The organism is Bradyrhizobium sp. SZCCHNRI2009 (assembly GCF_032485115.1).
In the GTDB taxonomy this organism is placed as follows: Bacteria; Pseudomonadota; Alphaproteobacteria; order Rhizobiales; family Xanthobacteraceae; genus Bradyrhizobium.
Window position 1 is genome coordinate 233,253 of the sequence record NZ_JAUEUH010000005.1, and the last position, 14,797, is coordinate 248,049.

Annotated in this window: 10 protein-coding genes, 1 tRNA gene and 1 pseudogene; 10 read left to right on the forward strand and 2 right to left on the reverse strand. The window is 65.4% G+C overall.

The window, feature by feature from the left end:
* Positions 1-43: 43 nt before the first annotated feature.
* Positions 44-886, reverse strand: a complete 843-nt coding sequence (locus QX041_RS19470) for a glucose 1-dehydrogenase (protein WP_316166300.1) — start codon at positions 884-886, stop codon at positions 44-46.
* A gap of 181 nt (positions 887-1,067) precedes the next feature.
* Between QX041_RS19470 and QX041_RS19475 the strand changes: the two genes are divergently transcribed.
* The 10 genes and pseudogenes from QX041_RS19475 (at position 1,068) to QX041_RS19520 (ending at position 12,656) form a co-directional block, all read left to right on the forward strand.
* Positions 1,068-2,036, forward strand: coding sequence for a sensor histidine kinase (locus QX041_RS19475; RefSeq protein ID WP_316166301.1), 969 nt, complete (start codon positions 1,068-1,070; stop codon positions 2,034-2,036).
* Between the two features lie 191 nt (positions 2,037-2,227).
* A complete protein-coding gene (locus QX041_RS19480) occupies positions 2,228-4,006 on the forward strand; it encodes a putative bifunctional diguanylate cyclase/phosphodiesterase (protein WP_316166302.1) in 1,779 nt (592 codons plus the stop codon).
* Positions 4,007-4,139: 133 nt separating this feature from the next.
* Positions 4,140-4,957: pseudogene (locus QX041_RS19485) on the forward strand (ABC transporter substrate-binding protein).
* A gap of 66 nt (positions 4,958-5,023) precedes the next feature.
* Positions 5,024-5,788 (forward strand): ABC transporter ATP-binding protein, encoded by a 765-nt coding sequence (locus tag QX041_RS19490; protein ID WP_316166303.1) that lies wholly within the window; start codon positions 5,024-5,026, stop codon positions 5,786-5,788.
* Positions 5,785-6,507 carry an ABC transporter ATP-binding protein gene (locus tag QX041_RS19495; RefSeq protein ID WP_315715115.1) on the forward strand — a complete coding sequence of 241 codons (723 nt, stop codon included), beginning with the start codon at positions 5,785-5,787 and terminating at the stop codon, positions 6,505-6,507. The genes QX041_RS19490 and QX041_RS19495 overlap by 4 nt, the downstream gene beginning before the upstream one ends.
* Entirely contained in the window at positions 6,504-7,514 is a 1,011-nt protein-coding gene (locus tag QX041_RS19500; protein ID WP_315715114.1) for a branched-chain amino acid ABC transporter permease, read from the forward strand. The genes QX041_RS19495 and QX041_RS19500 overlap by 4 nt, the downstream gene beginning before the upstream one ends.
* A complete protein-coding gene (locus QX041_RS19505) occupies positions 7,511-8,581 on the forward strand; it encodes a branched-chain amino acid ABC transporter permease (RefSeq protein ID WP_316166304.1) in 1,071 nt (356 codons plus the stop codon). Before QX041_RS19500 ends, QX041_RS19505 begins: the two co-directional genes overlap by 4 nt.
* Positions 8,582-8,784: 203 nt before the next feature.
* The gene (locus tag QX041_RS19510) at positions 8,785-11,886 is read left to right on the forward strand and encodes an EAL domain-containing protein (RefSeq protein ID WP_315825575.1); all 3,102 of its coding nucleotides are present in this window, start codon (positions 8,785-8,787) and stop codon (positions 11,884-11,886) included.
* A 145-nt stretch (positions 11,887-12,031) separates the two neighbouring features.
* The gene (locus tag QX041_RS19515; protein WP_315715111.1) at positions 12,032-12,436 is read left to right on the forward strand and encodes a YccF domain-containing protein; all 405 of its coding nucleotides are present in this window, start codon (positions 12,032-12,034) and stop codon (positions 12,434-12,436) included.
* A gap of 143 nt (positions 12,437-12,579) precedes the next feature.
* Positions 12,580-12,656: transfer RNA gene (locus QX041_RS19520), tRNA-Arg, on the forward strand.
* Between the two features lie 406 nt (positions 12,657-13,062).
* Here QX041_RS19520 and QX041_RS19525 read toward each other — a convergent pair.
* Complete coding sequence (locus QX041_RS19525) at positions 13,063-14,160, reverse strand: IS256 family transposase (protein WP_316166305.1); 1,098 nt, start codon at positions 14,158-14,160, stop codon at positions 13,063-13,065.
* Positions 14,161-14,797 lie beyond the last annotated feature (637 nt).

The following is a 14,797-nucleotide window of genomic DNA, read 5'->3' on the forward strand; positions in this document are numbered from 1 at the left end:
ACGTGGATGTCCGGGCATGACGAAATGTGTACTTCGCCGTCCCCTACTCCACCGCATCCCCCAGCAGCTTGCGCATCGCCTGATAGCCCTGCTGCTGCTGGCTCCAGTTGCGGCCGCCGGTGATGGCACCGTCGATGACGAGATCATGGCCGTTGATGAAGCTCGATTCGTCGCTGGCGAGAAACACCGCAGCGTAGGCGATGTCGTCGGGCAGGCCGGCACGCGGAATCGGCTGCGCCGTGGCATAGGCGTTGCGGATCGTCTCCGGCGTCTTCTCGGCCGCCTCGGTCGACAGGCCCAGCGCCTTGCCGAAGATGCCGGTGGCGATCAGTCCGGGCGAGATCGAGTTGACGCGCACGCCGGACTCGCCGAGCTCCATCGCCACGCATTTCGTCAGATGGATCACCGCCGCCTTCGCCGTGCTGTAGACCACCGAGGTGGAGAAGCCGGCGAGCCGGCCGGCGATCGAGCCGTTGTTGATGATGCTGCCGGAGCCTTGCCGCTTCATGTGGGGCGCGGCGTATTTCATGCCGAGCATGACGCTGCGCACCAGCACCGCCATGGCCTGGTCGAACCGATCGGCGTCGAGGCCTTCGATGCCGCCGGTCTGCGCCGGACCGCCCGCATTGTTGAACACGCAATCGAGCCGGCCAAAGCGCTCGACCGCGCCATCGATCAATGCCCGCATCTGCCCGTCGACCGTGACGTCGGTCTGCCGGAACACGCAGCTCGCCCCGAGCCTGCTCGCCAGCGCCTCGCCCTCGGCGCTGCGCCGGCCCGCGACGACGACCTTCGCACCCTCGGCTACGAAGATTTCCGCCGTGCGCAGGCCGATGCCGCTGGTCGCACCCGTGATCACGGCGACCTTGCCCTCGAACCGTCCCATTCCCTGCTCCTTCCTTTGCTGCTGCGTGCTCGTTCTGGGCGGCGGAATAACAAGCGCCTGAGTTCCGCCGCGGAACCATCATCCTGCGCGCCAGGTTGCAGCACACGCAAGACGGCCTCCATCAACCGGACAAATTACCGCCACGTCGGCCTTAATTTGGTTGCGCAGTTGAGGCTCATGGATGTCCATGACGCGACTCATCGACGACATCAAGCGGATTTGGCGCGGCGAGCAGCAGCCTTCCCTGACATGGAGCTGCATGTTTGCAGCGATGTGCCTGCTCGCAGCCACGGCGATCCGCTACGGCATGGCGCATCTGCGGCCCGACGTGTTCTTCACGCCCTACCTGCCGGCCGTCTTCTTCGCCACCGCGATGGGCGGATCGGGCGTCGGCCTGGCGACGGCGATCGCAGGCGCGGCGCTCGGCCTGACGCTCGATTTTGGCGGCGGTCCGGCCGATGGCGCCCGGCTCGCGCTGATGGCGATGTATATGGTCGTGGCGCTGCTGGTGATCTGGGGCGTCGATCACTACCGGCGCCTGGCCGCCAAGCAGCGCGAGATCGCCCGGCGGCTCACCCAGGAGGAGCAGTATCGCAAGCTCCTGGTCGACGAGCTGCACCACCGGCTCAAGAACAAGACCTCCACCATTCACGCCGTGCTGCATCAGGTGCTGTACGACCAGCCGCAGGTGTGGAGCCGCATCGACCAGCGCATCCGCGCGCTCGCGACCGCGGACGACCTGATCGCGCGCGCCGACGGACAGGGCTGCGACCTGAAGGATCTGCTGGTCTCGGAGCTCGGGCCATATGGCCATGTCCGCTTCGAGCTCCACGGCCCGCCGCTGTTCCTGCCTGCCAAGCTCGCCGTCAGCCTCGCTTTGATCTTTCACGAGCTTGCGACCAATGCCGGCAAATACGGCGCCTTTGCCTCGCCGCGCGGCTTCCTTCAGGTGTCATGGACGATGCAGGAGGACCGCCTCCGTCTGACCTGGGACGAGGCCGCGGGTCCGCCGATCGGTCCGATCGGCAAGCCCGGTTTCGGAAGCAAATTGCTGAAGTCCGTGCTGTCGTCGTTCGATGGCAGGACCGAGACCAGATTTCTCGAATCCGGCCTTCACTGCACCTTGCAGTGTCGCGTGCCACCAAGCTGAACCGGCTGCCGGGCGGCCATTCCTGCCTACCACTTTCGCCGCATGCGCGCGGCCGCGTCGCTGCTCCGATTCAGGAACGGTTAATGACGCCGCGGCACAAAGCTCCGTCATTCCCGAGACTTGGCTCGCGCGTTCCGGGTTTCTACGTAGCGCTTAACTAAAATGAAGCGGGAACTTTGCACAATCGGCGCATGTACAGCAGCGACCGATTCAACTTTTCCCCCGGGCCGAACGAGGGGCTGGGCTCGACCGAGGCCGAGCTGCGCTTCCTGCGCAGCGTCCTCAGCCAGCTGCCGTCGGGCGTCACGGTCCAGGACGAGCATGGTCGCTTTCTGCTGGTCAACGATACGGCCGCCGTCCACCTCGGCGCCGCCGCCAACAGCATCGACGGCCTCTCAGCGCCGCATCTCCATAACCGGCGCACGGCCTGCCGCGAGATCCTCGGCCGGGGTCGGACGGTGATCGGCGAGGAAAAAGTGGCAGGCGAGCGCGGCGCGCAGACCTTGCTGACCGCGCATCGGCCGGTTCGCATCGGCGACCAGACCGTCCTCATCTCCAGCTCGGCCGATATCAGCGAGCAGAAGGAGTTCGAGGACCAGTTGTTTCGCGCCGCCTATTACGACGAGTTGACCGGCCTGCCGATGCGCCGCGTGGTCGAGCATCGCGCCGACCTGCTGGTCCGGCGCGGCCGCGTCGACGGACGCTTCGCACTCGCCTTTCTCGACCTCGACAATTTCAAGTACATCAACGACTATTACGGCCACGCCACCGGCGATGCGCTGCTGGTCGAGCTCGCCAAGCGCATCAGCCGCGACCTGCGCGAGTCGGACCTGCTGTCGCGCATCAGCGGCGACGAGTTCCTGCTGCTGCTGCATCCGATCGAGCGCGCCGAGGAGGTCGCCGAATTCCTGCACGCGATGCTGGAACGCCTGAACGCGCCCTTCTTCATCGACGGCGCCGAGGTGTTCGCCTCCGCGTCCGTCGGAGTGAGCCTGTTTCCCGAACACGGCGCAAGCTACGACGTGCTGCGCCAGAACGCGGATCTGGCGATGTACCGCGTCAAGAACGGCGGCAAGGGCACGCTGGCCTTCTTCTCCAGCGCGATGGAGCACGAGGCGCTGGCGCGCATGAAGGTCGAGCAGTCGCTGCGGCTCGCGATCCTCGAAAAGCGCTTCTGCTGCGCGTTCCAGGCCAAGGTCGACATCCGCACCGAGGAGATCAAGGGCATCGAGGCGCTGGTGCGGCTGCGCGACAATGAAGGCGTGATCCAGGCACCCGGATCGTTCATCAACCTCGCGGTCGAGCTCGGTCTCATCGACGAGCTCGCCCATCTCGTGCTCGACGAGATCATCAAGTCGATCGATCTGATCAACGACGCGTTTGGGCCGGAAGCGACGATCAGCATCAACGTCGCGGCGAAACAGGCGTCGAATCCGGAATTCATGCAGCCCTTCGCCCGGGCGATCGCAGCGACCGGCTTTCCCAAGCGGTTCATGATCGAGGTCACCGAGGACGCGTTCGTGACCCGCAGCCATTTCCAGGACGAGATCGTGCCGCTGCTGCGCGGGATCGGCGTCGGCATCTCGATCGATGATTTCGGCATCGGCTATTCGTCGCTGTCGGCACTCGCCGACATCACGGCGGACGAGATCAAGATCGACCGCTCCTTCATCACCGACATTCATAAGCGACCGCGCAGCCAGGGCATCCTGCGTGCGATCGAATCCCTGAGCGAGGCGCTGGGCATGACGGTGATCGCGGAGGGCATCGAGTCGTTCGAGGAGCTCGCCTATCTGCAGGCCGCGACCAAGATCCGCTATGCGCAGGGCTACTACTTCTCGCGTCCGATCTTCCTGGAGGAGCTGAAGCCGGCGGCCCCGCTTGCAAGCGAAGCGCGCATCAGTCTCGCCAGTCGCCCGGTGCAGGAAAATCGCCAGGTCTATGCGCGCAGCAGCCGCTATCGGCGCTGAGCTTTTGGAGGACGACACCCTTCGACCCAAGGTATGAGCCGTCACGGGCTGCCGCCGAAAGCGCCTTGACCCAGGCCGAGCCTGCACACTATCAGTTGCAGGCAACAGCCGCCAGTAGCTGGGAGGAAGGCTCGTGAAGACGTCACATATTCTCAAAGGTATTGTTTCATCATTGACCGCCGCCCTGCTGGCGACCGCCGCCCAGGCCGATGATCTGAAAATCGCTCTCATCTATGGCAAGACCGGCCCGCTCGAGGCCTATGCCAAACAGACCGAAGCCGGCCTGCGCCTCGGCTTCGAATATGCCACCAAGGGCACCAACATGATCGACGGTCGCAAGATCGTCATCATCACCAAGGACGACCAGGGCAAGCCCGACCTGTCGAAGGCCGCGCTCTCCGAAGCCTATCAGGACGATGGCGCCGACATCGCGATCGGCACGACCTCCTCGGCCGCAGCGCCGGCGATCCACTGACGAAGCTGCAGGACATGGATCCGAAGCGCTACGGCATAGAGCTGTCGACCGGCGGCAACATCCTGCCGGCGCTTGCCGCCTACAAGCGTCTGCCCGGCATGGAAGGCGCCACCTACTACTATTATGACATTCCCAAGAACCCGGTGAACGACTGGCTGGTGGCCGAGCACCAGAAGCGCTTCAACGCGCCGCCGGACTTCTTCACCGCCGGCGGCTTCTCGGCCGCGATGGCCGTCGTCACCGCCGTAACCAAGGCCAAGTCGACCGACACCGAGAAGCTGATCGCGGCGATGGAGGGCATGGAGTTCGACACGCCGAAGGGCAAGATGATCTTCCGGAAAGAGGATCACCAGGCGCTGCAAAGCATGTATCACTTCCGCGTCAAGGTCGATCCGAACCTTGCCTGGGCCGTCAACGAGCCGGTGCGCGAGATCAAGATCGACGAGATGGCGGTGCCGATCCGCAACAAGCGGTGAGATAATGGATCGCGTGCCCGGCCCTCGCGCCGGGCACATTCTTACTGGCAGTGACAAGCTGGCGACATGGCCCTTACCCTCGAAACCCGCGACCTCACCATCCGTTTCGGCGGTCATGTCGCGGTCAACAGCGTCAGTTGCAGCTTCAGGCCCGGTGAGCTGACCGCCATCGTCGGCCCCAACGGCGCCGGCAAGACCACCTATTTCAATCTGATCTCCGGCCAGCTGACGGCCTCCTCGGGCTCCATCCTGTTCGACGGCCGCGACATCACCGGTCTCTCGGCGCCGCTGCGCACCCGCGCCGGCTTGGGACGCGCGTTCCAGCTCACCAACCTGTTTCCCAATCTCAGCGTCGAGGAGAACGTGCGGCTCGCTGTGCAGGCGCAGAGCGGCGTGCACTATGACCTGCTCCGCCCCTGGATGGCGCGGCGCGACCTGATTGCGCGCGCGGACGCGATCCTCGACCAGGTCGCGCTTGGCGGCCGCCGCAGCGTCACCGCGACGACGCTGTCGCATGGCGACCAGCGCAAGCTCGAAGTCGCGCTGATGATGGCGCTGGAGCCGAAGGTCTTCATGTTCGACGAGCCCACCGCCGGCATGAGCATCGACGAGGTGCCGGTCGTGCTCGACCTCATCGGCAGGCTCAAGCAGGACACGAGCAAGATCATCCTGCTGGTCGAGCACAAGATGGACGTCGTGCGCTCGCTCGCCGACCGCATCATCGTGCTGCACAACGGACAGCTGGTCGCCGACGGTCCGCCCGCGGAGGTCATCGCCTCGCCAATCGTGCAGGAAGCCTACCTTGGCGTGTCGCCGCGGAGCGCGGCATGAGCACGCTACTGAAGCTTGCGGGCGTCGAGACCTATATCGGACGCTATCACATCCTGCAGCGCGTCGACTTCGAGGTGCCCGAGGGCCAAACCACGATGCTGCTCGGCCGCAACGGCGCCGGCAAGACCACGACCTTGCGCACCATCATGGGCCTCTGGCAGGCCAGGAACGGCACCATCTCACTCGCCGGCGAGCCGATCGAGAGGTTGGCAACGCCCGACATCGCGCAGCGCGGCGTCGGCTACGTGCCCGAGAGCATGGCCGTGTTCTCCGACCTCACGGTCAAGGAGAACCTGATCCTGGCGGCGCGCAATGGGCCGCTCGACGATGCCCAGCTCGCCTGGATCTTCGGCTTCTTTCCCGCCTTGAAGAAGTTCTGGCTGTCGCGCGCCGGCAGCCTGTCCGGTGGCCAGAAGCAGATGCTGTCAATCGCCCGCGCGATCGTCGAGCCGCGCAAGCTGCTGCTGATCGACGAGCCGACCAAGGGCCTGGCGCCGGCGATCGTGGTGTCGCTGATCGAATGCCTCAAGGAGATCAAGCGCCGTGGCGCAACCATTCTCCTCGTCGAACAGAATTTCCACGCCGCGCGCGAGCTCGGCGACCAGGTGCTTGTGATGGACAATGGCACCATCGTCCATCGCGGCGAGATGGCCGCGCTCGCGGCCGACGTGCCGTTGCAGGAGCGCCTGCTCGGCCTCAGCCTGGAGGCGCATCAATGAGCGAGATCGCTGCGACCGAGGCACTGCCGAAACCGAAGCGCGACATCGCGCCGCTGCTGCTGCCGGTCGTGCTGGCGCTCCTGATGATCCCGCTGGTCGGGTCAGCGAGCTCCTGGGTGACCCTGACGGTCGCGAGCCTCGCGATGGGCATGATGATCTTCATTATGGCCTCGGGCCTGACGCTCGTCTTCGGCCTGATGGACGTGCTCAATTTCGGCCACGGTGCCTTCATCGCCGTCGGCGCCTACGTTGCGACGCTGGTGCTGCTGCCACTGGCGGGCTGGGCCCAGTCCGACTCGCTGCTGACCAACCTTGCCGTCCTCGTTCCGGCGGCGCTGCTGTCGATGGGCGTGACCGGCGCACTCGGCCTCGTGGTCGAGCGCGTGCTGGTGCTGCCGGTCTACGGCCAGCACCTCAAGCAGATCCTGATGACCACCGGCGGACTCATCGTCGCCGAGCAGACGCTGTATGCGCTGTTCGGTCCGCAGATCATTCCCATGCCGCTGCCCGCGGCGTTGCGCGGGTCTTTCATCATCGGCGACGTCGCGATCTCGAAATACCGGCTGCTGGCCATGCTCGTCGGCTTCGCGATCTTCGTCGCCATCGAGCTGGTGCTGAACCGGACCAAGATCGGCCTGTTGATCCGCGCCGGTGTCGAAAACCGCGAGATGGTCGAGGCGCTCGGCTATCGCATCCGCCGGCTGTTCCTCGGCGTGTTCATGACCGGCTCGGCGCTGGCCGGCCTCGGCGGCGTGATGTGGGGGCTGTATCGCGAGCAGGTGCATGCCTCGATCGGCGACGAGCTCACCGTGCTGGTGTTCATCGTCGTGATCATCGGCGGGCTCGGCTCGATCACCGGCTGCTTCATCGGCGCGGTCCTGGTTGCGATGGTCGCCAACTATGGCGGCTTCCTGGTGCCCAAGCTCGCCCTCGTCTCCAACATCCTGCTGATGGTCGCCGTGCTGATGTGGCGGCCGCGCGGCCTCTATGCGGTGACCAGCCGATGATGATCTTGTCCGGCGATCCGCCCCGCAGCCGCGCGCTGTCCATTCTGCTCATCGTCATCGTCGTGGCGCTGCTGGCGACGCCCTTCATCTTCCCCGGCGCCAAGGCGCTCAACGTCGCCGCCAAGATCTGCATCTTTGCCGCGCTGGTCGCCTCCTACGATCTGCTGCTCGGCTATACCGGCTCGGTGTCGTTCGCGCATACGATGTTCTACGGCATCGGCTCCTACGCGGTCGCGATCGCGCTCTATGGCCTCGGCCCCAACTGGACCTCGGTCGCGGTCGCCGTCGCGACCGGGCTGCCGCTCGCTTTGCTGCTGGCGCTCGCGATCGGCCTGTTCTCGCTACGTGTCGAGGCGATCTTCTTTGCGATGATCACGCTCGCGGTCGCCTCGGCCTTCCTGGTGCTGGCATCGCAATTGTCGTGGCTGACGGGCGGCGAGGACGGCCGCAGCTTCCAGCTGCCGGAACTCCTGCGCCCGGGCACCGTGTTCATCAGCAAGGACTGGTTCGGCTTCCCGATCAACGGTCGCATCCTGACCTATTACCTGGTGCTGTCGGCCTGCGCGCTGATGATCCTGGCGCTGCTGCGCGTCGTCAACTCGCCGTTCGGCCGCGTGCTGCAGGCGATCCGCGAGAACCGCTTCCGCGCCGAGGCGCTCGGCTATCGCACGGTCTTTCATCTCACCTATGCCAACTGCATCGCAGCCATGATCGCGGCCTGCGCGGGGATGCTGAACGCACTCTGGCTGCGCTATGCCGGCCCCGACACGTCGCTCAGCTTCTCGATCATGCTCGACATCCTGCTGATGGTCGTGATCGGCGGCATGGGCACGATCTACGGCGCCATCATTGGGGCTGCGATCTTCATCCTGGCGCAGAATTATCTGCAGGCCCTGATGGGGATCGCTTCGACCGCGGCGGCGGACGCCGGACTGCCGCTGCTGCCCGGCCTGCTGCACCCCGACCGCTGGCTCCTGTGGCTCGGCCTCCTGTTCATCGCCAGCGTCTATTTCTTTCCGACCGGCGTCGTCGGCCGCCTTCGCAACAAGCCGGGCGCGACGCGCTGAGCTGCAAGTACCCCCGAAATTCTGCGCAGCGGCGCCGGAGCAGCCTCGGCCGCACGGTATCCACATGCGGAAATTATCGTTTGCCGCGAAGTTTCGACGCGCGCTTAAGCGACGGCTAACCGCATTTCCTAACCGGACCGGCACCAGTGCCTTGTTATCAAGCGAGCTTGCAACAAGTCATTTCCTCCCGGGTCGATCAAGGCATGCAAGGCGCAGCAGACACGTCAGGGACCGGCGGTAGCGAGCCGGAATGGATTGGCACGTCCCTCTGGCGCGGTCCAGTGCCATGGCTGATCGCGTGCGGAGCGCTTCTGATCGCAGCCATCGTCATCGGGACGATCGTCATGGCCAGCGGCTTTCGGGCGCGTGCGATCGCCAACAACGAACGCGAACTCGAAAACACCGTACTGCTGTTGAGCCGGCATTTCGCGCAGCAATTCGAAGACGCCGAGACCGCGGTTTCGCATGCGATCCGCCGCATGCAGCTCGAGTCGATCGGTTCGCCGGAGGCGTTCCGGTCCGAGATGGCAAGACCCGAGATCAGCGAGATGCTGCGCTCTCAGGTCAGCGGCCTGTCCTATATGGGAGACCTCACGATCGTCGACGTCGACGGCAATTTCGTGAACTGGTCGTCCAGCGACCCACTGCCGCCCATCAACGTCGCGGACCGCTCCTACTTCAAGGACCTGCAATCGGCATCGCGGCCGGACAGCTTCGTGATCCTGCCGGTCATGAGCCGCGTCACCGGCGGCTGGGCGACCATCGTCGCGCATCGCCTGAACGGCGCCAACGGGGAATTCCTTGGCTTGCTGACCCGCCGCGTGGATCCGCACACCTACGAGACGTTCCTGGAATCGATGGCTCTCGGGAAGGGCTCGTCGATCATGCTGGTCCATTCCGACGGCGCCGTGCTGGCGCGCTACCCGCACGCCGAATCCCTGATGGGCGCCAGGATAGGGAACGACGAGTTGCTGAAGGGGGTCGCCGAGAGCGGCCTGCGCACGACCCTGCTCACGAGCTCCGTCGACAACCTGGAGAAGATCGCGTCGGCTTCCAGGATCGGGCGCTTTCCGCTCGTCATCTCGGCCAATAGGCCGGTCGACGATGCGCTCGCGGACTGGCGATCGCAGATGGTGCTGATCGTGGGTGCGGCGGTGCTTGCGATCGCCGTCATCGCCGTGACGTTCACCCTGATGATCCGGCAGATCGTGCGACAGGGGCGTGCGGCAACGCGTCAACTGGAGACCGAGAAGCAAAGGGTCGAGACTGCGCTGGACAACATGACGCAGGGGCTGATCTCGTTCGACGCGAACGCATGCGTCGTGATGTTCAATCAGCGCTTCATCGACCTGCTCGGCCTGTCCACGGACGTGATCAGGCCCGGCGCCCACCTCAGCGAGGTCATCGCGCACTGCAAGGCGCGCGGATCCTTCAACGGCGACGTGACCGACTTCTGCGCCGACATCATCGACAGAGCCGCGGCAGGCGGCACGTCGCAGATGATCGCGGAGGGCGGAGCCGGCCGCTTCTTCAACATCATCGACAAGCCGCTGGCCTCGGGCGGATGGGTCACGACGATCGAGGACATCAGCGAGCATCGCAGGCTCGAGCAGGAGCGCGACCGCAACTACGCATTCCTGCGCGAGATCATCGACCACATCCCGTCGCACATCATGGTCAAGGACGTCCGCGACCGGCGCTATGTACTGGTCAACCAGTCGACCGAGCAGCGCTTCGGCGTGCCGCGCGAGGACATCGTCGGCAAGACGGCGTTCGACCTGCTGCCGCGACCGGTCGCGGAAAAGGTGACCGCGGACGACGACCGGGCTCTGGAGCAGTCGGACGGGCTGTTTCTCGCCGAACATCCCTGGCAGAGTCCGGGGCTGGGATTGCGTTACATCACGTCACGGCGCATCGCCATCGCGGATGATGCGCAGCGGCCGCGCTATCTGATCAACGTGATCGAGGACACCACGGAGCGGCGGCTGGCCGACGAGAAGATCGCCCATCTCGCGCATTTCGACGCGTTGACCGAGCTGCCGAACCGCGTGCTGTTCCAGGAGCGCATCGACGAGGAGCTGGAACGCGCGCGCCACGGCACCTTCTTCGCGCTGCTCTATATCGATGTCGACGAGTTCAAGGGCATCAACGATTCGCTCGGCCATCATGTCGGCGACGAGCTGTTGAAGACGATCGCGCGGCGCATCGAGAGCTGTCTCGCGCCGGAGGATATGGTGGCCCGGCTCGGCGGCGACGAATTCGCGGTGCTGCTGACCACCGTTGCGGACCGGGACGAGGTCATCGTGGCCGTAAAGGAGATCCTCGACGCGATCCGCAAGCCCTATAAATGCCTGGGCCACCAATTGTCGACCGATGCCAGCATCGGCATCGCGCTGGCGCCCCATGACGGCGTCGAGCGCGACCAGCTGACCAAGAATGCCGACCTCGCAATGTATGCCGCCAAGGCCGGCGGCCGCCGCACTTTCCGTTTCTTCGAGCCCGCGATGGATGAAACCGCGCGCGCGCGGCTGCAGTTGCAGCAGGACCTGCGCCGGGCGATCACCGAAGGCCAGTTCGAGCTGCATTACCAGCCGCTGCTCGGCTTCAGCGAGAACGTCATGACCGGCTGCGAGGCGCTGTTGCGCTGGCGTCATCCGGAGCGAGGGATGGTGCCGCCGCTCGACTTCATTCCGCTCGCCGAGGACACCGGGCTCATCAACGAGATCGGCGACTGGGTGTTGCGCACCGCCTGCGCCGAGGCCGCGCATTGGCCCGCCGGCATCCGCATCGCCGTGAACGTCTCGCCGGTGCAGCTCAAATCGCCGACCCTGGCGCTGCGGATCGCAGGCGCGCTGTCGGCGGCCGGTCTTGCGCCCGAACGGCTCGAGGTCGAGATCACCGAGGCGGTGCTGATCAGCGACGACGACGTCGCGCTCGGCATCCTGCACCAGTTGCACGACATGGGCGTGCGTATCGCACTCGACGATTTCGGCACCGGCTATTCGTCGCTGAGTTATCTGAAGCGATTTCCGTTCGACAAGATCAAGATCGACCGCTGCTTCGTCAGCGACATCGGCGCCGGCAGCTCGTCGGCGATCGTCCAGGCGGTGGTGAGCATCGCCACCGCCAGCAACATGACGACCACGGCCGAGGGCGTCGAGACCGGGGCGCAGCAGACGGCGCTGCGCCAGCTCGGCTGCACGGAGATGCAGGGCTACCTGTTCAGCGCCCCGAAGCCGGCGGCCGAGCTGCGCAAGCTGTTCGGTCCAGAAGCGGCGGCAGGGAGCTTGCAGGCCGCCGGCTGAGCCGGCTTTGCGGCGCCGTCAACGCCTGGCCGCCCCGGCCGAGCCTGCGGCGCGAGGCCACGCAGATTTCGACGACCGGCCCGCTACCGGCCTTGGCGCCGCGTTCCTATATCCGGAGCGGCAACAACGGAGTTGGCAGGTCGTCATGCAGCCGGTTTCCATGCTTCTAAACATCCTCTGGATCCTGTGCGGCGGCGCCTACATGGCGTTCGGCTGGCTGGTCGCCGCGGTCGTCATGGCGATCACGATCGTCGGGCTGCCCTGGTCCCGCGCCGCATTCAACATCGCCGCCTATACGCTGCTGCCGTTCGGCTCGCGCGCCGTCCGCCGCGACCAGCTCACCGGCATGGAAGACGTCGGAACCGGCGTTCTCGGGCTGCTCGGCAACATCATCTGGTTCGTACTGGCCGGCTGGTGGCTGGCGCTCGGCCACCTCCTGACCGCAATCGTGCTCGCGGTAAGCATCGTCGGCCTGCCCTTCGCCTGGGCCCATCTGAAGCTCGCCGGGCTGGCGCTGTGGCCGATCGGCAAGACCATCGTGCCGGCGTAAGGCGGGTCGGCGGGAGCGGTCCGGCCGCGCACCCCGCCGAACTGCCCCCGCGCCTCGCGGCGCGAGCGGCCCGTCCGCCTGGTCCGGGGAGCATCCAAGGCCGTTGCCGTCGCCCAGGCAATCGGCTAAACGATTTGCCGTACGCACCCGTAGCTCAGCTGGATAGAGCGTTGCCCTCCGAAGGCAAAGGTCACACGTTCGAATCGTGTCGGGTGCGCCAGTCCTGGCTTGGTCCCGTGACGCGGTTGGACAGCCTGCTGGCTTTTGCCTCGCCTGCGCATCGGTCCGCAGCGCATTCTCTCCCGGCCCTGCTCAATATCCCCGGCGAGCATTCTGATCGTCGCGTGCCACCGTCGCAGCAGCCCTAGCTAGCTGGTCCAATCGGGTTGCTGGTATGAGGACGACCTCGCCGAAGCGGTGCGTTCCTATTTTCCGGTTACGCACAACGTTGCCGATGGCGCGGGTGGCGCTCCGCTTGCCGGGCTTTTGCAAGAGCGCGCCCGCTTGGCCGGAAAGAAGGTCGGGGTGATTTTGTCGGGCGGCAATATCGATGCGTCGGGATCGTGTCCCATTGCGTGGTGTAGCTAGCGGTGGGGCAGCGCGTTCGCCGGGGAGAGCTGGGCAGGTCAGCTGGCGATCGCCGGAAGGCTGACGGTGGGATCATCGCTCAACGGCGCGATTGTTTCCAGTGTCATGTAGCGGGCGTGCTGGACGGCCCATTCATCGTTTTGCTCAAGCAGGATCGCGCTGATGAGGCGGACGATGGCGTCTTCATTGGGGAAGATGCCGACAACCTCGGTCCGGCGCTTCATCTCGCCGTTGAGGCGCTCGATCGGATTGGTCGAGTGCAGCTTGGTCCGGTGCTGCGGTGGGAACGTCATATGGGCCAGCACATCGGTTTCGGCCTCGTCGAGGAAGCCAGCAAGCTTGGGCAGTTTGGGGCGGAGTTGATCGGCGACCGTCCGCCACTGCGCTCGTGCAGCCTCGGCATCGTCCTGGGCAAAGGCGGTGGCGATGAAGGCGGAGACCACGCGCCGGCCGCTCATGCCGGCATGCGCCAGCGCGTTGCGCATGAAGTGCACGCGGCACCGCTGCCAGCTGGCGTTGAGCACCTTGGCGACGGTGGCCTTGATACCTTCATGGGCGTCGGACACGACCAGCTTGACACCGCGCAGGCCGCGGCGGGCGAGCTTGCGCAGGAAAGCGGTCCAGAACGTCTCGGCTTCAAAGGGACCGATGTCCATCCCGAGCACCTCGCGTCGGCCATCGCTATTGACGCCGACCGCAACAATCACCGCGACCGACACGATGCGCCCGTTCTGACGCACCTTCACGTAGGTGGCGTCGATCCACAGATACGGCCAGTCGCCTTCGATCGGACGGGCGAGGAACGCCTTCACCTTGTCGTCGATCTCCGCGCAGAGCCGGCTCACTTGGCTCTTCGAAATACCGGTCATGCCCATGGCCTGCACCAGATCGTCCACCGAACGGGTCGAGACGCCCTGCACATAGGCTTCCCGAACCACGGCGGTGAGCGCCCTCTCGGCCATCCGGCGCGGCTCCAGGAAGCCGGGGAAGTAGGAGCACTTGCGCAGCTTGGGGATGCGAAGCTCGACCGTGCCGGCACGAGTCTCCCAGGTCCGGTCGCGATGGCCGTTGCGCTGGGCCAGGCGCTCGGGGGTCTTATCCACGAGCGTGCGCAGGTTCATCATTTCGTCGGTCATCGGTGGTTCCTCGGTTGCGTTGGCGTGTCGCAACCCGATCCTACCGGAGAACTGCCGGTGACCACCGCAAAGCCGCCCGCCCGCTACGGCGCTATCGGAGGCGCGCGTCCGAGCGGCTTTGCTCTACCGAGCTACACCACCACCGGGGACACGACCACGCGCCCCAGCCCATCGCTCAATCGCCGGGTGGTCAAATATGGCATAATGGTCAATCAAACTGCACTTTAGTGAGGCTTACATCTGCGGATTGTTCGCGGCGCCTAACGCCGGTCTCGGCCAGGGCGCCGGCGTCCTGCGAGACGCTCAGCACCCTGCCGTAGACAAGGCCGTAATGGGTGAAGTTGAAGGTGTCGATCTTTATCTCGGCCGCCTCGCCGAAATTGACGAAGCCGAAGTCCCAATGAGATCATGGCTGCGGAATAGCCGTGCGTCTCATGGAGCGTGTACCTGTCGGCGAGGAGGACGGCTTGGCGCTGGCTGGCTCATGATCGCTCCGTGGAATTACTGGCTGGCCCCGCAGAGAGCTCCACTTCAACGTCCCATTAAGCATGAAGCGCTTAGGTCGTTGGGCTGAAAGAAGTGCGCGCGCCTCGGACAACACCGTTGGCTCGCGGAGTGACATGAGTCGAAGCGGCAT

Coding starts and splice junctions, on each gene's coding strand:
- QX041_RS19490 (WP_316166303.1), top strand. CDS start 5,024: ATGGCCCTTACCCTCGAAACCCGCGACCTCACCATCCGTTTCGGCGGT.
- QX041_RS19475 (WP_316166301.1), top strand. CDS start 1,068: ATGTCCATGACGCGACTCATCGACGACATCAAGCGGATTTGGCGCGGC.
- QX041_RS19510 (WP_315825575.1), top strand. CDS start 8,785: ATGCAAGGCGCAGCAGACACGTCAGGGACCGGCGGTAGCGAGCCGGAA.
- QX041_RS19470 (WP_316166300.1), bottom strand. CDS start 886: ATGGGACGGTTCGAGGGCAAGGTCGCCGTGATCACGGGTGCGACCAGC.
- QX041_RS19505 (WP_316166304.1), top strand. CDS start 7,511: ATGATGATCTTGTCCGGCGATCCGCCCCGCAGCCGCGCGCTGTCCATT.
- QX041_RS19500 (WP_315715114.1), top strand. CDS start 6,504: ATGAGCGAGATCGCTGCGACCGAGGCACTGCCGAAACCGAAGCGCGAC.
- QX041_RS19480 (WP_316166302.1), top strand. CDS start 2,228: ATGTACAGCAGCGACCGATTCAACTTTTCCCCCGGGCCGAACGAGGGG.
- QX041_RS19515 (WP_315715111.1), top strand. CDS start 12,032: ATGCAGCCGGTTTCCATGCTTCTAAACATCCTCTGGATCCTGTGCGGC.
- QX041_RS19495 (WP_315715115.1), top strand. CDS start 5,785: ATGAGCACGCTACTGAAGCTTGCGGGCGTCGAGACCTATATCGGACGC.
- QX041_RS19525 (WP_316166305.1), bottom strand. CDS start 14,160: ATGACCGACGAAATGATGAACCTGCGCACGCTCGTGGATAAGACCCCC.